We start from the raw sequence: 20,038 nt of genomic DNA, 5'->3' as shown, positions 1-20,038 counted from the left end.
ATGGCCAACTGCAGCAGTTGTTCCGCACCCTTACCCGCCAACACGCAATATTGCAGTTATTGCGGGGTCCGCAACGACATCGATTTGCTAGGCAAGCACGACTATCAAGTCATCGATGCCACCAGCGAGCGAGTTTGTCCTGAATGCGCACAAAGCCTGCAAACCATTAGTCTGGATGCCGCCGGTTCCCTGCATATCGAGCGGTGCGCCAACTGCTATGGCTTATTTTTCGATCCCGGTGAAATAGAAACCTTGCTGGATAGCGCGGTGGCGCCTGTGGTTACCGTCAACCTGGAACTACTGAGCAATATTAATAAGGACCGCTACCCGAAAAATGCCACCGTAAAATACCTTAAATGTCCGGTGTGCCAAGTGTTAATGAATCGGGTGATCTATGGCTATCGCAGCGGTGTAATTATCGATCAATGCAGAAGCCATGGGATTTGGCTGGACGGCGGACAAATCAGTCATCTGCTGGAATGGAAAAAAGCCGGCGGCCAGATTTTGAATCAGCAAAAAATCAATGCCAAACAAGAAAAAGCCAGCTCCGAGCAATTCAAAAAGGCCTTTCGGAAAGACTATTCCCGCCCGCAACAAAGCTATGGCGAACAAAGCATCGACGGCGATTTAGTGGCGTCGGTCGCCGAAGTGATATTCAAGATTTTTGAGTAACTTTAGTGTCGCCGGTTGTACTTCGGCCGTGATTTTTTTGAATAACGCCGAAGCAGGTCGGTTTTGCGCTATTTTCAATCGGGATTTCTGTGTGAGTGCTTTGCCTTGCTAAAATCGCCGTGCCGCCATATTCTTATTCGATAAGTCGGGGCCAGCAATGTCTCGATTGAGGTTGGGTTTCGAATTCGCGTTAAAAAACCAAATAACACCCATTCACGGTGTTGCGATAACAAAAATATCCGGCTCTGACAGCTCGGAAAATACCCAAGAACAATATTTAGCGAGTAAGGGTGGTTGATGAATAGTTATGCTCAGGACGGTTCCAAAATCGGCAAAATTGCCGTACTTTTGCCTTGTTATAACGAGGGGCTGTCGATCAGAAAAGTGGTTGACGATTTTCGTAAAGAGCTTCCGGATGCTACCGTCTACGTTTACGACAATCGTTCTTCCGATAACACAATTGCAGAGGCCACTCTAGCCGGCGCTGTGGTGAGATCAGAACCGTGGCCGGGGAAAGGCAACGTCGTCAGGCGCATGTTTTCGGATGTCGATGCCGATATCTACATCATGGCCGACGGCGACGGCACTTACGATTCTAAAGTAGCCGGGCAAATGATTCAGCGTTTGGTCGACGAACATTTGGATATGGTTGTCGGTACTCGGCGTAACGTATTCGAAAATGCCCATAGGGCCGGCCATGGTTTTGGTAATCGGCTGTTTAATGCGATGTACCGCAGTCTTTTCGGGCCGCTGTTTACGGACATTTTTTCCGGCTATCGAGTTTTTTCGCGGCGCTTCGTAAAAAGTTTTCCGGCGATATCCAGCGGTTTCGAGATAGAAACCGAAATGTCCGTTCATGCCAGTCAATTGCGCATGCCCATCGCGGAAATGCCCACCGATTACGGCGCGCGCCTAGAGGGCTCCGCCAGCAAACTGCGTACGGTTCGGGATGCGTTCAGAATACTGTTTACCTTTCTGATATTGTTCAAAGAAATTCGTCCGGCGCGTTTTTTTGGCGTGCTTGCGATGGGCCTGATTCTGATTGCGCTGGTTCTGGCTCTGCCGCTATTGCTGACATATTTAGATACTGGCTTGGTACCGAGATTTCCCACCGCTATTCTGGCAACAGGCATAGTGCTATTGGCTGGCATATTCACGGTTTGCGGTTTGATTCTGGATAGCGTCGCCCGCGGCCGCCTCGAACAAAAGCGCATGTGGTATATGACAAACAGCAGAAGTCAGGCATAGGTTGTAATCCGGATGTTTATTCGCTTCCTGCTCGTCGGCGGAGCCGGCTTTTGTATCGATGCCGGTCTGACTTTTTTGCTGATACAGCTTAATTTGGCGCCGTGGCTGGCGCGTATTCCGGCTATTTTTTCCGCAATGCTATTTACGTGGTTGGCCAATCGGTGTTTTACCTACCAAGTCGAACATTCCCGTTCTATCCGCGAAGGCGGGCGCTATGTGCTGGTGGCATTGAGCATGGCTTTAATCAACTACCTAATTTACTTGGTTTTGGTTAGTTATGGCTTGTGGCCGATGTTGGCGGTGACCTTGGCAACCGCTTGTCAGACCATTCTCAGTTTTCACGCCTATCGTTATTTCGTATTCAGTGATGCCGCCGGTAATACAAACAGCGATTTGCGGCAGAAATTATCAACCGGAACAAGGTTGGAGGGCTTTGTTAGGGCAAGGTCTTGGTATCCGGATTTGGCTGTATTTGGTATTGCCACCGCGATTCTCGCGGCGGCAATGATGGTTTTGCGCGGCTTGGACAGTGGCTTGACCGGCAGCGACGAGGGATCTCATTTTTTGAATGCGTATCTGATCTGGTCGTATGTCACCACAGCATTCGGGCAGAATCCCATGCAGTACGCCACTGATTTTTACGTGCATTACCCCAAGATTTCGATTGGGCATTGGCCGCCGCTGTACTATGCGTTTCTGTCATTATTCTTCTTCATCCTGCCGCATGCTACCTTTCCGTTCATGCTGGTCAATTTGCTGATAGGGGCGCTACCAGCTTTATTGGTGGCACGTATTACCAGGCAAGTTCTGGGTATGCCTTGGGCGCTTTTAGCGGCGATTGCTTATGTCTGCATGCCCGTCACCATTAATAACACCTTGCGATTAATGTTGGATCAGGCTTTGGTTGGCTTGTGCGTGTTGGCGGCCATGCAGTGGAGTGGTTACACCCAACAGCCCACCTTACGCAGAGGTTTGACCTACGCGGCTTTAACGTCAGCCGCTATCCTGGTAAAAGGCAACGGCTGGTTACTGGGCGTATTCCCATTTTTTCATATTGCTCTGACGGGACGTTGGCAGATACTTTTGAATTGGCGTACATACGTATCGGGTTTTGCGGCGTTGGCTGTCGTGGGGGCCTGGACGGTAGTTACCTACAAAATATCCAGCGATGGCTTCAATTACGCTTGGGGTATGGATTACTTTGTTTTGGCTTTATCGGCGTTCCTTCCCGCCATATACGCCAATATCGGGCCGATAGGGACAATCGCGGCGCTAGTCGGGGTAGTCGTCAGTGTGAGCGGCAGGGCGGATCCTGCTATAAGGGAGGCGGGGCTTACCGGCCTGGCCATGGTGCTTGCCACTATTATCTTTCATGCCATCGTGCCGGTGGATTTGGATCAGCGGTATATGTCGTCCGCCATGCCTTATTTGGCGATTTTTATCAGCATGGGCGCCGCAGCCGCAGTACGGCGTTGGCAGTGGGCATTTGCTAGGCCTTGGCTGGTGGCAACAGTCTTGATCTTTGTGTTTTGCGCTCCCGGCTGGTTTTTTCTTGTCGACCGCGCGCCAAGGTTTGATTTGCGCATGGATTTGGTAGCCGAACAAATTATCAACCAGGCGCCGGGTACGGTGACGATTGTCGACGGGCATGCGGGTACGGAGGGTGCGTTCGCTGCCGAATTGGCGTTACGCGACAAGTTTTTGCAGTGCTACGTGGTGCGCAGTTCGCAGTTGTTGGCAAAATCGGACTTCATGGGTAAACGCTACGCCCTAAGAACGGAGTCGCCGCAAGCCGTGTTGGAATTGCTGGATCAGGTTTCGGCTAGTGCTGTGGTAGTTGCTGAAGGCCCGTTAATCGAACCGCATTTTGCCCACTCCGATTTGTTGCTTTCGGCATTAAAACAGCCGAATTCGCAGTTTCGATTAGCGCAAACTTATCAGCACTACCGGCACGATGGCCGAACCTATTTGTATCTGCGCGACACGCCGATACGATTGGATCGGGAAGCGGTCAAGCGTGTCAATTTTCCCGAAAAAGCGCCACTATGACGCATGGTAGAAAAGGCGGCTTGAGCCGGTTCTCGATTACACATTCAGCACCCCCGGCAGAAAAAATTCTGCGACCAACAACGGTTGCCGATGAATCGCGTAAACGGTTCGACGCCCCCAAATAGCATCGTCTACACCAACCGCCGTTTGCAAACCTGGCGACCAAATGCCCGTATCAGCCCGACTGAACTGTCTCTGGCGGCGCTCCAAATCCGGATAGGCGAAAATCACTTCACCCAAGGGCCTGGTGCCGAGATGGGATAGATTGCGGTGGGCGATTTCGATGGTCGGCTCGGGCAGGATGGTGCGGGCCAGCACCAAGGGTTCGCCATCGGCATGCAGCAGCACTTCGCGGATCAATTGATAGCGGCAGGGCGGTAAGCCCAATAGTCGGCATTCGTCTATGAAAGCCGGTTTCCAGCGGTGGAATAACACTTTTACGCCGAAGCGGTTGCCGTGGATGCCGCGCAGACGTTTGGTCAGCGAGCCGGTTTCGTTGAGCCAGGATTGCAGATCGTTCGGCAGTTGCCGTTGGCTGCTCTGTTCGTGGCTTTTCCAGATGGGTGGGCGGCTGAATAAAAAACTTTTGTCGGGCAAGCGTTAAACCTCGGCGTAATGGCGGCTATGGCCGATCCAGCGTTGGATCAGCGGTTGAATGGCGTCTAGGTGTTGGCGATGGATCAATTGCGCGGCGGCTGGGATCAGTTCCAGCAGGTCTCTGTCGCGCTCTAGGTCGGCGATTTTGAACTGTATCTGCCCGGTTTGGCGGGTGCCCATCACTTCGCCAGGGCCGCGCAATTCCAAGTCTTTCTTGGCTATGACGAAGCCGTCGTTGCTTTCTTTCAGGATAGCCAGACGTTGCTTGCCGGCTTGCGAGAGCGGTGATTGATACAGCAGCAGGCAATAGCTGTCCTGATTGCCGCGGCCAACCCGACCCCGCAATTGGTGGAGCTGCGACAAGCCCAAACGCTCCGGATTTTCGATGATCATCAGGCCGGCGTTGGGTACGTCCACACCCACTTCAATCACCGTGGTGGCGACCAATAAATCGCAATCGCGATTTTTAAAGGCTTGCATCACCGCGTCTTTTTCCGCGGCTTTCATCCGGCCATGCGCCAGGCCGACACGCACGTTCGGCAAGGCTTGGCATAGATAGGCTGCGGTTTTCTCGGCAGCCTCGCATTGTAGAACCTCGGATTCCTCGATCAAGGTGCAGACCCAATACGCTTGGCGTTGCTGCGCCACCCAATGTTCGATACGGCCGATGACTTCTTCGCGGCGTTCCGAGGAAATTACGCTGGTGGCGATGGGTTTACGGCCGGGCGGCAGCTCGTCGATGATGGAAATGTCCAGGTCGGAATATTGCAGCATCGCCAAGGTGCGCGGGATGGGCGTGGCAGTCATGATTAATTGATGCGGCCTCAATCCGCCGTGTTGGCCTTTTTCACGCAAGGCCAGGCGCTGATGAACTCCGAAGCGATGCTGTTCGTCGATGACGATCAAACCAAGCTTATGAAAATGCACACTATCCTGAAATAGCGCGTGTGTGCCGATCACAATATTGGCCGTGCCGTCCGCCAAGGCATCCAACGTGGCTTGTCGGGATTTGCCTTTCAATTGACCGGTCAGAAACAGCACTTGGTGGCCGGTTTCGGCGAACCATAGGCTAAAGTTGCGAAAGTGTTGTTCGGCTAATAATTCGGTGGGTGCCATGATCGCGACTTGATAACCCGAGTTCAGCGCCAGCAAACTTGCTAGAGCCGCCACCACGGTCTTGCCGGAGCCCACATCGCCTTGCACGAGGCGCAGCATGGGTTGTGCTTGGCAGCAATCGCTTTCGATTTCGGCGGTCACTCGCTGTTGCGCATTCGTCAGTTGAAAAGGCAAGCCTGCGAGGAATGCCTGTTTGGCAGCTTGGTTTATGTCAAAAACCGGCGACTGCCAGCTTTTATAAGCTAACTTGCCTTGCAATAGTGCCAAATGGTGGGCCAGAAACTCCTCAAAAACCAGGCGTTTTAAGGCGGGCAAGGAGCCGCCGTTAATGATCTCTACCGACAAATGCGGCGGCGGATTATGCAAGGTTTGTAGCGCATCGCTGAGGGAAGGGTAGCCATGCTCGATCAACAACTTAGCCGGTAGCCAGTCCGTAATCGCGCTGTCGCTGGTTAAACATAGAGTTAACGCCTGTTTGATGGCTTTACGGAGCGCGGATTGGGAAATGCCTTCGGTTAACGGATAGACCGGCGTCAGCGTTGCTTCCAGCAGCTGCTCGGCGGCAGAAACGATTTTGTATTCCGGATGCACCATTTCCAAGCCGTTGTAACCGTAACGGATTTCGCCGAAACAGCCGAGTAGGGTGCCGGGCTTTAGCTGCTGACTTTGTTGCACGGTGAAATGGAAAAAACGGATCGACAAGCTGCCGCTGTCGTCGGCGATGCGGCAAATTACGCTGGGACGGCCGCGCTGGATGCTGTCGGTAAATTCGACGGTGCCGCAAACCAAGGTGGTCATACCCGGCATCAACTGGGAAATGGGCACGATACGGCTGCGATCCTGGTAGCGTAGGGGCAGGTGAAACAACAGGTCTTGGAGGGTATGGATGCCCAGTTTTTCAAGGCGGGTGGCGGATTGGGAACCGATGCCTGTCAAGGTGGTGACAGGCTGTTTATGCGGTTCCGGATGACTCATGAATCAATAAATAAGGCGAAAAAACGCCCCGTTGTTTTGATCAGTAGTATTCGTTGCGCAATACCATCACGCCGTCCATTTCCACGCCAACGCCTTTGGGTAATGCCGCCACGCCTATTGCCGCACGAGCGGGGTAGGGTTGGCTGAAGTATTCGGCCATGATTTCGTTGACGATAGGGAAGTTGCTTAAATCGGTCAGAAAGACATTGAGTTTGACGATGTCGTTGAAGTCGCCGCCAGCGGCTTCGGCCACCGCTTTCAGGTTATCGAATACCCGGCGGATGTGCACAGCGATGTCACCGTCCACGACTTGCATGGTCTCCGGGTCAAGCGGGATTTGTCCGGATAAATAAACCGTCTCGCCTACTTTGACGGCTTGCGAATAAGTGCCGATTGCTTGCGGGGCCAGAGGGGTTGAGATGATTTCCTTGTTCATGCTATGCCTTGATGCGGGTAATTTTTAAAACGATGGAAAGTTTTTTCAATTTACGGATGATATTGGCCAAATGCACGCGATCCTTTACGGCCAGGGTTAATAAATCCACCGAGACCCGATCATCCTGGCTGACCACGGTAATGTTTTCGATATTGGAATCCATACTGGAGATGGTCGAAGCGATGGTGGCCAGCGAACCGCGTTGGTTTAACAGTTCGATGCGGATTTCAGCGGGGAATTCGCCGCTGGCTTCCGGGCTCCATTCCACATCCAACCAGGTAGTCTGTTTTTTTCTGACTTCGTTGCTGTTACGGCATTCGTGATGATGGACGACGATGCCTTTACCGGGGTTGAAGAAGCCGATAATCGAGTCGCCGGGAATCGGCCGGCAGCATTTGGCAAGGCTGACGACAATGCCTTCGGTGCCTTTGATAATTAAAGGGGTTTTATGCGTTGATTCGTTGTCGTCGAGTTTTACCGCCGCGTTCACGTCGGTTTGACTGATGCGTTTTGCCACCAGGAAGGGCATGCGATTGCCCAAGCCGATGTCTTCCAGCAACTCGTTCATCGAGTGCTTTTTCAAGACCTGTAACACCTGGATGATGCGGGTATTATCGACATTTTCCAGTTGAATACCCAGGCTCTGCAATTCTTTTTCCAGAAGGCGGCGGCCCAGATTGATGGCTTCCTGTTGGTTGAAGTTTTTCAAATAGGCGCGGATGCAGCTGCGGGCCTTGGCGGTGGTGACGTAGTTCAGCCAAAGGGGATTCGGTCTGGCCCAAGTGGCGGTAATGACTTCTACCGTCATGCCGTTTTCCAGCTTGGTTTGCAGCGGCACCAGTTTCTTGTCGATGCGCGCGGAAATACAGGCGTTGCCGACATCGGTATGCACCAGGTAGGCGAAATCGACAATGGTCGCGCCGCGCGGAAGCTTGATGATTTTGCCTTTGGGGGTAAACACGAAAACTTCTTGCGGGAACAGATCGACTTTTAAGTTATCGATGAATTCCAGCGAATCGCCGGCGGATTTTTGAATCTCCAGCAAATCGCGCAGCCATTCGTTGGCGCGGGCCTGGATGGTCTCACTTTTATCGTTGTCGGATTTGTATAGCCAATGCGCGGCAATTCCCGACTCCGAAAGGCGATGCATTTCGTGGGTACGAATCTGAATTTCGATAGGCACGCCGTAAGGGCCTATCAATATCGTGTGCAGTGACTGATAGCCGTTGGCTTTGGGCAAGGCTATGTAGTCCTTGAAGCGGCCAGGAACGGGTTTATATAAATTGTGCACGCAGCCTAAAGCCCGGTAACAGTCGTCGACCTGATGGCAATAAATGCGGAAAGCGTAGACATCAAAGACGTCGGTAAAGGAAATCCGTTTGCTGAGCATTTTTTGATAAATGCTGGCGATGTTTTTTTCGCGGCCCGCCACTGCACCGTCCAAGTTGGATTCGTTTAGACGATTCTGGATGGCATTCTGGATGGTGTCGATGATTTCCTTGCGGTTGCCGCGCGATTTTTTCACGGCATTATTGATGGCCGTGTAGCGGTTGGGGTAGAGCGCTTTAAAGCCCAGCGATTCCAGCTGATGCCTGACATCGTTCATGCCCAGCCGATTGGCGATAGGGGCGTAAATTTCCAGCGTTTCCTTGGCGATGCGGCGTTTTTTATCGACCGGCATATTGCCCATGGTTTGCATGTTGTGCAAACGGTCGGCGAGTTTGACAACGATTACGCGCAGATCTTGCGCCATGGCCAGGAACATTTTTCTGACGTTTTCCGCTTGCGCTTCGGCGCGGGAACGGCTGTCGATCTTGGAGAGTTTGGTCACGCCATCAACCAGTTCAGCCACTTCGACGCCAAACTGTTCCCCCAGTTGTTCCTTGCTGATAGGGGTGTCTTCGATGACATCGTGCAGAATGGCCGCCATGATGCCATGGTGATCCATGTGCATGCTGGCCAGTGTGATCGCCACGGATACCGGATGACAGATATAGGCTTCGCCGCTCCTGCGGAATTGCCCGGAATGCGCGGCCGCACCGAAATGGTAGGCGCGGATCACATCGTTGATTTGTTCTTGGTCGAGATAGCTGCGCAGGATCTCGCAGAGCTGGTGAAGAAGTTTTTCTTCAGGATGCTCGATAGCAGGTAGCGCTGGTGCGGGTTTGACAGCTATCTCGGGCATGGGTGTTAGATTTCCAGATGGGTTTCCGAAACGTAACCTGCACGATGCAAACGGTCGATATTTTCTTCGTTGACAAAGCCTGCGGCTATTTCACGAAGTGCCAGCACAGTGTCTTTATCTTTGCCGCGTGGAACGAATTCATCGGCGCCTTTTTCCAACTGCCGTGCTCTTTTGCTGGCGAGTAACACCAATTTGAAACGGTTTTCAACATTTTCCAAACAATCTTCAACGGTAACGCGTGCCATTATTAAACCTTATCTGAGTTTGCGGGGGATCTTCGCCCGATAGACTTTAACAGTACTGAGCGGACAGGGTTGAATTATAAGATAAACGGCGCACTTAGGCCAATCGAGGCTGCAAGCGGCTAGGTGGAGAAAGTAAAACGACAGGCAATAAAAAGCCCGCTATACGCGGGCCCGTCCTGTTTGTTGTAATTATTATTGTTATTGTGTTGGACGCCTGCCTTAGGGCAGTTTAGTCAAGCAATTACTATTTTATAATTATTATTATCAGCCGTTTTACCGGCTGTTTCCCTCCCCCCTCAAAGATGCAACCCGTTAAGGTTGAATGCACTCCGTATTCAAGGTGGGCGCAGTGTATTTTAAAAAAAACCGGGTGTCCAACAAAAAAATCAGTTTTATTTCGGGAAATGGTTTTGCCCCGAAATTAATTTTCTTAAACAAAAACTTAGCTCGTATCAGGTTTTTCTAATGTTTGAAATTAGCGTTCCATTCGGCGCGATTCTTCCTCGCTGAGAAAGAAATTTAGCCGTTCGTTGAGGATGGCTTGTAGCTGAAAGCTGAGATCAGTCTGTTGTTTTGCCAATCTGATTTGCATGATCGCCGCTTCGGTTTCGCCGCTAGCGTAATAGTACTCGGCCATGTAGCGATGCGATTCCCCGGGCTGTTTGAGGTCGGCGAAAATCTGCGCGAGTAGTTCGTAATAATACGGCTGGTCTTTCTCGCTATCCGACAAGCTTTGTAACACTTGTTTTGCGCGTTGCGGTTGAGCGTTCTTGACCAGGCTGCGGGTATATTGAATTTTTAAGGCGTCATTGCTGGGGAAGGTGTTAATTGCTTTCTCAAATAATTTGCCGGCTTTTTCGTAGTCGTGCGCATCCATCGCTGTGCGGGCCAGCGCGGAGATATATTGCGGTTGCGACGGATATTGCTCGGTGAGTTTTTGAAAAATTTCGCTGGCTGCGGCGTATTGTTGATTTTCCAAATATACCAAGCCCATGCCATAGCGGGCGACAGCTCTTTGTTCCGGCGTGCCTTGCATTTCGAGCGTGGTGAAATGCTGTAGCGGGGTGCGTTTGTCCTGCGCAGTCAGCACGGTAAGCTTGGCCTTGGTCAACAAATACGCTAATGAATCCGGATATTGCCGGTAGGGATAGATTTCCGCTCTGCCGCGGGTGTCGGCCACCCGATTTTCCGATACCGGGTGGGTTCTTAAAAATTCAGGTACGCCTTTGCCGTAATAACGGGTGGATTGCTGTAAGCGTTCGAAAAAAGTCGGCATGCTGCGCGGGTCGTAATTGGCACCGGCTAAGGTTTGCATACCCACCCGGTCTGCTTCTTTTTCGTGGTCGCGGGTAAAATCGATTTGAAACTGAATGTTGCCGGCTTGGATGGCCATTAAAGCTGCTTGGCCCATATTGGGGGACTGGGTGCCGATCAAAATCGCCGCCAACGTGGCGGCGACGGTCGGGATCGACAATTTGCTGGCTTTTTCAATCGATCTGTATAAATGACGTTGGGTAACGTGAGCAATCTCGTGAGCCATTACCGATGCCAGTTCGCTCTCCGCTTCGGTCAAAAGGATCAAGCCGGAATTGACGCCAATGTATCCTCCTGGGCCGGCAAAGGCGTTGATATTGGGGTCCATCACGACAAAAAAGTGGAAGGGATTGGACGGCGTGTCGCTGTGGGACGCTAATTGCCGACCTATGTTCTGGATGTATTGTTGGATTTCCACATCCTGATTAATTTCGGCTTGTTGATGCAAATTACGAAAAAAAGCTTCGCCGAACTCCTTTTCCTGAGCCGGTGAAATGATGGCGCCTGCTGAATCGCCCATGTCCGGCAGTTGGATTTTTTCGATGTCCAAGGCTCGCGGCGACGGACAGAACAGGATCAGGCCAAGGCTGAAAATAAGAGGCTTAATTGTCATGGAAGCTCGGACTGGAAGCAGTAAGTTTGGTTCAATAGCAAAACAATGCGCGGCAAAAACGGGCAGCTTGAACGTGCTCGTATTAAAATAGGCCGAATATTGAATTTAACGATTATTTTACAGCGCGATGAAATATGCCGTACAAGTTAATGCCAGTCCTTACGCCAGCAATGCCGGCCTGAACGCCTATCGGTTTATTCAGGCGGCGTTGGCGGCCGAGCACCAAATTCTGCGAGTATTTTTTTACAAGGAGGGTATCTATCATGCTTTCCGTTATGCCAAGCCGCCTGAGGATGAATTTTCGATTACTCGACATTGGTCGGCTTTGGCTGAGCAATATGGTGTGGATTTAGTGGTGTGCATCTCGGCGGCGCAGCGCCGGGGTTTATTGTGCCTTGATGAGGCTGCACGGCAGGGTAAGCAGGATGACGATACGGCGCCGGGGTTTCGGATAGCCGGTTTAGGACAGTGGCTGGAGGCGACTCTGCTGGCTGACCGCAGTATTGTCTTCGGTTAACTGTGCCATGAAACGCTATCTATTTATTATGCGCCGCTTGCCTTACAGCGGTGGTCATCTGCAAGAAACTCTGGACGCGATTTTGACTGCCGCGGCCTTTGATCAGCACGTCGCCTTGCTTTTTGTCGACGATGCCGTGTGGCAATTAAAAAATCAGCAGCATCCTGGCGGATTAGATTTAAAGGATACCTCGGCAATTTTTCAGGCCTTGCAAATTTACGACGTTAACGATTTGTACGTAGAAGAAGAATCTTTGCAACTGGCCGGACTCACATCCACCGATCTAATCTTGCCTGTCGTCAGTCTGCCGCGTGTCGAAGTTAGCCGCTTGATGCATCGTTACGATCTTATTATTTCTGATTGATGCTGTGGAATTAAACAGTTGAAGCCGCTTAAGCTAAAATTCTTTATTCGTAATATTTACCCCACTTAAGTAGACCGAGGACGAGCACACCATGGCGGATGAAATTGAAGAAAAAAGGCGTTATTTTCGAGTCAACGACACGATAAATCTGCTGCACAAAGTCATCGACAAAAAAAATGTCGACGCCTTGAGTCATGTCTCTAATGATGTACTGGGCAATTGTTCATTGACCTCCGCGTTGGACGTATTGGCGCAGGAAGCGCGCATGTTGTCGCCGCGCCTGGAAAGGCGCGATCCGGAAATGTTCGAATATCTGAAGATCATCGACACCAAAATCAACTTGATCGCCCAGGCGATTAGCGCACAGAGTGAGGAGTTTTCCGAACACGATACCCGCGACGTCAGTCTCAGCGCCACTGGGTTAGCTTTTAGCAATGAAACACCTATAGCGGTTGGCGAACTGCTGGAATTGCGGATGCTGCTGACCTCGTGTATGGCGGTGATCGTGGCCTACGCGAACGTCGTCCAGTGCAAGGATATTTCCGGCGATAGCCCGGAGCGGCCGTTCTTTATCTGTGTTGAGTACGTCAATCTCAAAGAAGACGATAGAGAGCTGTTAATCAAGCATGTCGTCAAGAAACAATTGCAACAATTGCGTGATAAAAACGAGTTTTAGCGCCGTAGTCCGGCTTTACTGCACGTTCGACAGGTTGGCGATTGATCTCTCCTAAACTTAAACAAATTTTACATGTCCTGGCGGACGGTCAATTTCACTCGGGGACCGAATTGGCGGGCTTGCTGGGCGTTAGTCGTTCGGCGGTATGGAAACACTTAAGTGCGTTGTCCGAGTTCGGTATCGAGTTACTAGCGGTATCGGGCAAAGGTTACCGCTTGCAAAGCCCTTTACAGTTGTTGGACGAGCAGCAGATCGATCAGCACTTGGATGGCCATGCGCGATCCTTGCTGGGTGAACTGGAAATTCACGACGAGATTCACTCTACCAACACTTATTTATTGGACAGGGCGAGGCAGGGTGCCGGCATCGGCTCTGTCTGTTTGGCCGAACGGCAAACCGCGGGGAAAGGGCGGCGCGGCAGATATTGGGTTTCGCCGTTTGGTCACAATATTTACTTATCAATTTTGTGGAGTTTCCAGGGTGGGCCGGCTGCGATTAGTGGATTGAGTCTGGCGGTTGGGGTAGCGGTAATCCGCGCGTTGCGAGGTTTCGGGATTGTTGATGTGGGTTTGAAATGGCCGAACGATATTTATTGGCGACAACGTAAATTGGCGGGGATTTTGATTGAGGTGTCCGGAGAAAGTAGCGGGCCTTGCCATGCGGTGATAGGTTTGGGTTTAAATGTGTATTTGCCGGCGCATGAAGGTCAGGCCATCGAACAGGATTGGGTCGATTTGCACGGTATTTTGGCGGAGTCGGTTCATGGTCAACGTAATCGGCTGGTGGGCGAGTTATTGAATCAGTTGTTACCGGTGCTGGCGGATTACGAGGTCCGTGCACTGGGGCATTATCTCGACGAATGGCGTAGCTACGATAGCATGCAAGGCAAACAGGTCGATATTTTTATGCACGAGCAGAGCTTTAGCGGCGTGGTGGCGGGCATCGACGATCAAGGTCTGTTGTTGCTGGAACTCGCCGACGGCGAAACCCGAGTGTTTGCGTCCGGCGAAGTCAGTTTTCGACGCATATGATTTTACTGGTCGATATTGGCAACTCACGTCTGAAATGGACCCAGGCAGAGGCCGGTGTGCTGAAACCGACGATGTTTATGGATTATCGCCAAGCGGATTTTCCGGAACGTTTGCGTGAGTTTTGGCTGAGTATCCCCGCACCCAAGCAAGTGGCTATGGCGTCGGTATCGGAAAATGCTCTGACCGTTTTATTGGGCGACATGGCGCGGGGACTATGGCCCGGTGTAGAGCTGATCATGCCGCAGTCTTCGCAAACAGCTTTTAACGTCAAAAATGCATACACTGAGCCGGAGAAGTTGGGGGTGGACCGCTGGTTGGCATTGCAAGCGGCACATCGTTATTATCCTGGAGATACCTGTGTTGTCGATTGTGGCACCGCCATCACAATAGATTTCATCGAGAGCGGTGGCAGGCATCTGGGCGGCTTAATCAGTCCGGGGTTGTTGCTGATGAAAAAATCCTTGGCAAACAATACCGCTGCGCTGCCGTTTAGCGAAGACCAGGCAGAGACAAGTTTGGCGGTTGTCACGGCGGCGGCTATCAATAACGGTACCTTGTTAGCCGCGGCTGGTCTGGTAGAGGCGGCCTTGGTGCGTCAGCCCAAAGCCTATCAGTTAGTGTTGAGTGGTGGCGATGGGGAGATGTTAGCTCGGCATCTGGCCGTTCCAAGTATTGTAGACGGCGATTTGGTCTTTAAAGGCTTGCTCAATTATTGCCAAAACGACAAAGCCTTATGAAGGTGCTGTTTTTTTTGTTATGTCTGCTGAATGTGTTGTTTTTTTTCTGGAAGCTACATTTTGGTGCGCTGACGCCATCGGTCGAGCCGGTCACTAATATTCCGGCCTTGCTAACGGTCAGAGAGAGACAATTGGCACGGCGTGGAGCACAAATTTCTGCTTATCTGGACAATGCTGCCGCTGAATTGCAAGCCAAGCAAGTAACGGATATTCTGCAGCGCTTAAACCCGCCCCAAGTTGCTTTAATCTTCAAAGCAAGCCCTCATACGCCTAAATCAACTGGTTCAGACAGGCAGAAAACCGCGATCCATCATTGCTATGAGGCCGGGCCGTTCAGCGATCAGGAGGCGTTGCGGCGATGGGCCAGCACTGAGCATTTAACTGTGTTTAAAGCCGCAAACAAATCAACTATGGTTTCTTCGGACTTTCAGGTTTATTACCCGGCTGGAAAAGATGCCGAACAAACCCGTATCAATAAGATGATGTTAAAAGCCAAAGGATTAAACGATGTCTGGCCAATCTCGGATGGTGATATCAAAGGGGCAATATCGCTCGGCGTGTTCAATGATCGGCAGCGCGCCATGCTATTTAAAAACCAGTTGGCCGAGCAAGGCGTCAAAGCGGAAATTAGGCAGCGCAATAAACCCCGGGATGAATTGTTTATTCGGTTCGTCGGGGGGCAGAGCGCTATTTTCAAGAATGTTGGCTATACACAAGTGGCCGATATAGACTGTGGCAATGCGTTGAAATAAGTACCCGACGCTGGTCGCATTTGTTCGATGCTATGGCGGTCGTTGAGCCGGATGAGGCTAATTTAGGTTCATCCGGCTTTTTTATGTTCGAAAAATTACTTTGACGCAGTTCAAAACGTGTAATGCACCGATTTGGTGACTTTTTTAGGCAAAAGGCAAAAATCACTCGTAACGTGTCGGTAATATTTACACTTTGCAATTTTTGCTCTGATAACTTATTGAAAATAAATAGAATTAATTGTGGCATTGTATTTGCTTTATTCTGTATGGGTGGGTGTTTGTATATATCCACCCCCCTTCTTAGTTGGGATTGAGGAACAATTTTGACTAAGGAGTAAGGTGGTCAAAAGGATGACCAATTGTTAACGTTAATTTAAATGGGGAATATCCATGAAAACGCTTTTATCTTTAAAACTTTGGCTTGCTGTTTGCCTATTTGCGGTTTCGACTGTAAGTTCGGCAGGCATCATTTGGGAATCTACTGACGGCGATAGCAATTTTATCTCCTTCGGTTCTAGTTCATTCCCATTTACTTCAAGTGACACCTTCGGTATCTTTTCTGCTACCGCTGATCTGGCTATTGATGCACCTGTTTACACCTTTAACGGTGTAGGCACGTTTGCTTCTGCTAGCCCTTTCAAATTGGGTCTGTTGACAGCGAGCGGTTGGGTTAGCGAAGCTGGTAACTATGAATTGGGTGCCCCTAATACGTTCTTGTTGACCTTTGTAAAACCAGGCGTAGTCACCAGCAACTTGAGCTTTCTGTTTGGATTCGATCTGAAAGCTGCTGCGAATCAAAACCCTGTCACTAGTGTACCTCTCCCTGCATCGGTATGGTTTATGACAAGTGCTTTGATGGGCTTCCTGTATACCGGTCGTCGTAAAGCGGCCGTTCAAGCTTAAAAATTTTTGAGCTTTTTAAACCGGATGGAGTCGTTCTCCATCCGGTTTTTTTACGTCTGTTGAAAATCTCCGAGTACCTTTAGTTTCCCGCATGGCGGGAGCTTTTAAATCGCTTAGTGAATCATTATGGCCGTTGAGCTCCCGCTTTCCCGGGAGCGACGATTGATAAACAAGTGAGCAATTAATGGTCTTTCTTCACTGCTTTTCTGCTTAAGAACACGCCGACAGCGCTACCGAATAACCAAATGGGTGCGGGCAGCGGAACTGGCTGAACAGAGCCTGACACGGGTTTAAACGACACTAATTTCAACAAATCGCCATTCAGAAAATCGTTGTTCGCCGCCAAGGTAAAGTAGCCGGAGCTGGTCGGCGCGGAGGAGCCGGCTTTGGCGTAAAGGTTAAACTCACCCGCGCCGCCGTCCCATCTAGCGCTTTTCCCCCAACCGCCACCTTGCGTCCACTGGCCTATCAATTGTTGGTTAAAGTCCAGTGTTTCGCCTGCGCTATCCCAGGTGGCAAAATCGAAATCCGTCATCTGAAATGTGCCGTTTCCCAAGCCTCCCGTGGCGTTGGACACAGTTAATGTGAAAGCCTTGATTGCGTCATTGTTGCTGAAATCGAGAAAAGCCGAGCCTGGATTGGGAATGAGTTGCTCATCCAGGCTGATAAGGCCTTGTGCAGTGGCGGCGTTTCCGAATGCTAAGCCGCTGTAATCGAGACTAAAAGTAACTATTGCGGCCTCGGCGTTGCCGGCCGCACATAATGGGATAAGTACGGTCAGGCCGGTTTTTAAAAGTTTGTTGAGTTGCTTATTCATCGTTGTTCTGGTTTATATTGAAAAAGAGACTACGCCGGCCCGGCGGGTAGGGCGTTGCCGGGCGAGTGGATTTTGCTAATCCAGCCTTTAAATTCCCTGGCGTTGCTACGCCCGTAAAAACGGGAATCCGGTTCCTCTCCTGTGCGTCGGCTAGCGCAGGAGAGGCTTTGTTTAAAGCTTAGGCGAACAGCTTGCTGAAATGCCGGGATTGGAACATGTCCGTCCCGGCCCGCAGATGCTAACCGCCGCTGACTATCATGCTTCGTGCCTGATTCTTTAGGTTTATCGCGTTTTGCATGAGCGTTGTGCGGTTTGGATAAAGCTTGTTCGTTGCCTGTGTTTCGTAATAGAGCGCTTGCTGCAGTTTGTCTAACGCATCCGGATAGGGATTAATGACAGCTTCCTTAAGTACGTCGATAGCGTCCTGAGTATCGGCAATCGCCAGTTTTAAGGTTTTGACGCTTTGGTCACCGTTCAACGTAATCGCTTTTTGATCCAAAAGATTGGAGCTGCGGATGTTTTCCAGCACGTTGATGGAGCGCAGGAACAAGGCAACGGCAATCACTTGCGACGAATCCAGTTTGCCTTGGCGGTTGGCTTTGCTGGAGGTGAATGCGCCCGGTGAACTGTTAAATGCATCCGAGCTGTAAAACGCTACGGTCTCTTCCAGCGTGGTCACGCTGTTGTTGTGAAAGAACGGCGCGGTATCGGCAGCTTCTATCAGCGATGGCGTGTTAAAACGATTCAATCCCTGATGTCCCGCTGGGCGTGTCGTGGTGCCGGCTGGCGCCAAGCTGCCGTCGCTGTAACAGGTTTCGTTAAAGTTCGGGCCGCAATCGGTTTGTAGGGTTTGTCCGAAACCGCCATCGTAGGCCAGATTTGGATCGGCTAGATGATGCAACTGGTCGCGCATGCGCTCGACGCCGGTGTCGCGGGTAGGATTGGCGTTGGTGGTGGAACTGATGCCACCGGCGTTGGAATGGCAGCCGTTGCAGTTGCCGGTAGTGCCGAATAGCACCGTACCATCCGCAAGTTTGGGATTGTTTTTGGTGTTGAACAACAGCAAGCCGTTTTGCACCAGCGGCGACTTGAAATACATATTGGCAAGATTGATTTCTTCACTGCGGCCCAGAGACAGCATATAAGCTTCCAACGCATCCAGCTCGGCTTCGGTAGGCAATCTAAAGTCGATGTTTTCAGCGCGAATCAGGGTTTTGGGCAAATGCTGTTTAATGGCCCCCTTGGCGAAATCTCGCAGCGACCCGCCGTCGGGGGCGCCGTCTCCAGACCAACCGATAGCATGCGTATGCGTACCGGATTGCTGCGCTTCGGGGTCGTGAGCGTTGAAATAATCCGTATCCTGAGTGAATTCGCCGTTGCCGTAACCTGGGTTGATGGTTTTTTCGAAGGTCAGGGTGTTGGCAATACCTAGCAGATGCGAGGAGCTACGCATGACTGGCGGCCTATCGAAGCCATCGACATTGGCCACGAACAAACCAAATTGTCTGAGCAGCGCCGGTTTTTCCAGATCGGCCAATACCGGATTGGTCTCGGCTACAAATAGCGGGTCGGTTTTCGGCAGTTTGGCAATGTAGCTGGGATCGATGGTGTGGTTGTTGTCCGGCCTGTGGCAAGTGGCGCAAGTACGGCCGTTGCCGTTAAAGGTTTGTTCGGTAAACAGCTGTTGCCCGGTGGCGATCAGTTGCGTCAGTTGTTCGGGCGAGGTGGCCGCCGACGAAGTTACTGCGGCTTGCGCGGTTTTGGGCAATAAAAATTCGAACGCCGCTTGTGCGGGGCGGGCGTTCTCTTCTGCCGTTACGGCGCCTATGGTTGCCGCCGGCCAATAGCGTTCGGTGTAATACAGCCGTTGCAGCAAGCTTGGTGAGCCGAATAACAGGCCGCCGGTTTGCGGTGTCTCTCCGGCTTTGGCAATCGCGACGGCATCCATCGTAAAGCCGGTGAAGCGGTCGCGGTCCAATTGGGTTGTCAGTAAATGTTTATCTTCATGAGCCGACAATGGGCCAATTTTGATTGCTTTATCGTTTAGGTTATTGCCGGATTTGTGATTATCCAGCAGCCACACATCGTATTGTTCTTGATTGGATAAGCCGCTGACCGCCACGCTTAATTGGCCATTCAGCAGATTCAATGCCGCTTCACCATTGGCAGCGGTAAATTGCCGAGATTGTGCTCGCGAAAAGCCCAGGCCGACACGCAAAACCTCCAGGTTTCCTTGTTGTTCGTGTGCGGTTTTCCAGCGTTCGTATACTTTACTTAAGGCATCGACATTGCCGTGGCCGGTGAAGGGGGCTTCCGGTTTGGGGGTAAGAGCATAGCCCAAGGCGATGGCGGCGACAAAAGCCAAGGGAATTTTTAATTGTTTTTTCATGCTTATAATCCTGGGTTGAGCTAAATAAGGCTGATGCGGCGGACAACGACGGGATTTGATAGAAAGCACGGTTCCGGATGTTTCTGATCATGGTAACCAATTAAATTGTGTTCCAGCGCGGCATCCCCCAGGCCAAAGCAATAGCCATGCCCGAATGTGTTTTATTGTAATCTTGTTGAAAAAACTTATATAAATCAATGATAAGAATTTATTTGATGCTGATTTTTTTCAGCTGAGAACAAGCTTCTTCGGGTCGCTAGATGATTTTTTCGATATGTCAAATTTCTAGCTTTTGGATAAGTGTGTCATATGCCCTATCTATGCGTTATATGACACAGTCATTTAGATTGCCGGCGCTAAAAGTGCTGTAAGTTTTCGCTAGAGGGTATGTTTTAGAGGCTT

At 51.0% G+C, this 20,038-nt stretch carries 18 protein-coding genes; 10 read left to right on the top strand and 8 right to left on the bottom strand.

Features of this window, described 5'->3' with window-relative positions; all coding sequences use genetic code 11:
- From DDY07_RS09380 to DDY07_RS09370, 3 genes are all read left to right on the top strand, one after another.
- The gene (locus DDY07_RS09380; RefSeq protein ID WP_171695703.1) at positions 1–672 is read left to right on the top strand and encodes a zf-TFIIB domain-containing protein; all 672 of its coding nucleotides are present in this window, start codon (positions 1–3) and stop codon (positions 670–672) included.
- A gap of 297 nt (positions 673–969) precedes the next feature.
- Positions 970–1,920 (top strand): glycosyltransferase, encoded by a 951-nt coding sequence (locus DDY07_RS09375; protein WP_051669954.1) that lies wholly within the window; start codon positions 970–972, stop codon positions 1,918–1,920.
- Positions 1,921–1,932: 12 nt separating this feature from the next.
- A complete protein-coding gene (locus DDY07_RS09370) occupies positions 1,933–3,969 on the top strand; it encodes a GtrA family protein (protein WP_171695702.1) in 2,037 nt (678 codons plus the stop codon).
- Between the two features lie 36 nt (positions 3,970–4,005).
- Here DDY07_RS09370 and DDY07_RS09365 read toward each other — a convergent pair whose 3' ends face one another.
- The 6 genes from DDY07_RS09365 to DDY07_RS09340 all read right to left on the bottom strand — a co-directional run bounded on the left by DDY07_RS09365 (position 4,006) and on the right by DDY07_RS09340 (position 11,450).
- Entirely contained in the window at positions 4,006–4,566 is a 561-nt protein-coding gene (locus DDY07_RS09365) for a chorismate lyase (protein WP_171695701.1), read from the bottom strand.
- Between the two features lie 3 nt (positions 4,567–4,569).
- Positions 4,570–6,657 (bottom strand): ATP-dependent DNA helicase RecG, encoded by a 2,088-nt coding sequence (gene recG / locus DDY07_RS09360; RefSeq protein WP_171695700.1) that lies wholly within the window; start codon positions 6,655–6,657, stop codon positions 4,570–4,572.
- Between the two features lie 40 nt (positions 6,658–6,697).
- On the bottom strand, positions 6,698–7,093 hold the full coding sequence (locus DDY07_RS09355) for a RidA family protein (RefSeq protein WP_020482115.1): 396 nt from the start codon (positions 7,091–7,093) through the stop codon (positions 6,698–6,700).
- Between the two features lies 1 nt (position 7,094).
- Positions 7,095–9,278: a bifunctional (p)ppGpp synthetase/guanosine-3',5'-bis(diphosphate) 3'-pyrophosphohydrolase gene (locus tag DDY07_RS09350; protein ID WP_020482114.1), complete on the bottom strand. Its 2,184-nt coding sequence runs from the start codon at positions 9,276–9,278 to the stop codon at positions 7,095–7,097.
- Between the two features lie 5 nt (positions 9,279–9,283).
- Entirely contained in the window at positions 9,284–9,523 is a 240-nt protein-coding gene (gene rpoZ / locus DDY07_RS09345; RefSeq protein WP_033156558.1) for a DNA-directed RNA polymerase subunit omega, read from the bottom strand.
- Positions 9,524–9,998: 475 nt separating this feature from the next.
- Positions 9,999–11,450: a M48 family metalloprotease gene (locus DDY07_RS09340; protein WP_171695699.1), complete on the bottom strand. Its 1,452-nt coding sequence runs from the start codon at positions 11,448–11,450 to the stop codon at positions 9,999–10,001.
- A gap of 127 nt (positions 11,451–11,577) precedes the next feature.
- Here DDY07_RS09340 and tusD point away from each other — a divergent pair, with 127 nt between their 5' ends.
- The 7 genes from tusD (at position 11,578) to DDY07_RS09305 (ending at position 16,430) form a co-directional block, all read left to right on the top strand.
- Positions 11,578–11,967, top strand: coding sequence for a sulfurtransferase complex subunit TusD (tusD, locus tag DDY07_RS09335; RefSeq protein WP_171695698.1), 390 nt, complete (start codon positions 11,578–11,580; stop codon positions 11,965–11,967).
- A gap of 7 nt (positions 11,968–11,974) precedes the next feature.
- Complete coding sequence (gene tusC / locus DDY07_RS09330; RefSeq protein ID WP_171695697.1) at positions 11,975–12,331, top strand: sulfurtransferase complex subunit TusC; 357 nt, start codon at positions 11,975–11,977, stop codon at positions 12,329–12,331.
- A gap of 91 nt (positions 12,332–12,422) precedes the next feature.
- Complete coding sequence (locus DDY07_RS09325; protein ID WP_171695696.1) at positions 12,423–13,007, top strand: PilZ domain-containing protein; 585 nt, start codon at positions 12,423–12,425, stop codon at positions 13,005–13,007.
- A 41-nt stretch (positions 13,008–13,048) separates the two neighbouring features.
- A complete protein-coding gene (gene birA / locus DDY07_RS09320; protein WP_216614731.1) occupies positions 13,049–14,038 on the top strand; it encodes a bifunctional biotin--[acetyl-CoA-carboxylase] ligase/biotin operon repressor BirA in 990 nt (329 codons plus the stop codon).
- Positions 14,035–14,775 carry a type III pantothenate kinase gene (locus DDY07_RS09315; RefSeq protein ID WP_171695695.1) on the top strand — a complete coding sequence of 247 codons (741 nt, stop codon included), beginning with the start codon at positions 14,035–14,037 and terminating at the stop codon, positions 14,773–14,775. The genes birA and DDY07_RS09315 overlap by 4 nt, the downstream gene beginning before the upstream one ends.
- A gap of 185 nt (positions 14,776–14,960) precedes the next feature.
- Positions 14,961–15,527, top strand: coding sequence for a hypothetical protein (locus DDY07_RS09310; RefSeq protein ID WP_171695694.1), 567 nt, complete (start codon positions 14,961–14,963; stop codon positions 15,525–15,527).
- Between the two features lie 390 nt (positions 15,528–15,917).
- A complete protein-coding gene (locus DDY07_RS09305) occupies positions 15,918–16,430 on the top strand; it encodes a hypothetical protein (RefSeq protein ID WP_033156550.1) in 513 nt (170 codons plus the stop codon).
- A gap of 181 nt (positions 16,431–16,611) precedes the next feature.
- Here the strand turns inward: DDY07_RS09305 and DDY07_RS09300 are convergent, their stop codons facing one another.
- Both DDY07_RS09300 and DDY07_RS09295 read right to left on the bottom strand, forming a co-directional pair.
- Positions 16,612–17,247 carry a hypothetical protein gene (locus tag DDY07_RS09300; protein WP_033156549.1) on the bottom strand — a complete coding sequence of 212 codons (636 nt, stop codon included), beginning with the start codon at positions 17,245–17,247 and terminating at the stop codon, positions 16,612–16,614.
- Positions 17,248–17,485: 238 nt separating this feature from the next.
- The gene (locus DDY07_RS09295; protein WP_171695693.1) at positions 17,486–19,636 is read right to left on the bottom strand and encodes a hypothetical protein; all 2,151 of its coding nucleotides are present in this window, start codon (positions 19,634–19,636) and stop codon (positions 17,486–17,488) included.
- Between the last annotated feature and the right edge of the window lie 402 nt (positions 19,637–20,038).

Source organism: Methylomonas sp. ZR1, from assembly GCF_013141865.1.
Classification (GTDB): Bacteria; Pseudomonadota; Gammaproteobacteria; order Methylococcales; family Methylomonadaceae; genus Methylomonas.
This window is presented reverse-complemented; position numbering and strand designations above follow the sequence as displayed.

Coding starts and splice junctions, on each gene's coding strand:
- rpoZ (WP_033156558.1), bottom strand. CDS start 9,523: ATGGCACGCGTTACCGTTGAAGATTGTTTGGAAAATGTTGAAAACCGT.
- tusD (WP_171695698.1), top strand. CDS start 11,578: ATGAAATATGCCGTACAAGTTAATGCCAGTCCTTACGCCAGCAATGCC.
- tusC (WP_171695697.1), top strand. CDS start 11,975: ATGAAACGCTATCTATTTATTATGCGCCGCTTGCCTTACAGCGGTGGT.
- DDY07_RS09315 (WP_171695695.1), top strand. CDS start 14,035: ATGATTTTACTGGTCGATATTGGCAACTCACGTCTGAAATGGACCCAG.
- DDY07_RS09355 (WP_020482115.1), bottom strand. CDS start 7,093: ATGAACAAGGAAATCATCTCAACCCCTCTGGCCCCGCAAGCAATCGGC.
- DDY07_RS09295 (WP_171695693.1), bottom strand. CDS start 19,636: ATGAAAAAACAATTAAAAATTCCCTTGGCTTTTGTCGCCGCCATCGCC.
- DDY07_RS09350 (WP_020482114.1), bottom strand. CDS start 9,278: ATGCCCGAGATAGCTGTCAAACCCGCACCAGCGCTACCTGCTATCGAG.
- DDY07_RS09375 (WP_051669954.1), top strand. CDS start 970: ATGAATAGTTATGCTCAGGACGGTTCCAAAATCGGCAAAATTGCCGTA.
- DDY07_RS09380 (WP_171695703.1), top strand. CDS start 1: ATGGCCAACTGCAGCAGTTGTTCCGCACCCTTACCCGCCAACACGCAA.
- DDY07_RS09325 (WP_171695696.1), top strand. CDS start 12,423: ATGGCGGATGAAATTGAAGAAAAAAGGCGTTATTTTCGAGTCAACGAC.
- DDY07_RS09340 (WP_171695699.1), bottom strand. CDS start 11,450: ATGACAATTAAGCCTCTTATTTTCAGCCTTGGCCTGATCCTGTTCTGT.
- DDY07_RS09305 (WP_033156550.1), top strand. CDS start 15,918: ATGAAAACGCTTTTATCTTTAAAACTTTGGCTTGCTGTTTGCCTATTT.
- DDY07_RS09300 (WP_033156549.1), bottom strand. CDS start 17,247: ATGAATAAGCAACTCAACAAACTTTTAAAAACCGGCCTGACCGTACTT.
- recG (WP_171695700.1), bottom strand. CDS start 6,657: ATGAGTCATCCGGAACCGCATAAACAGCCTGTCACCACCTTGACAGGC.
- DDY07_RS09370 (WP_171695702.1), top strand. CDS start 1,933: ATGTTTATTCGCTTCCTGCTCGTCGGCGGAGCCGGCTTTTGTATCGAT.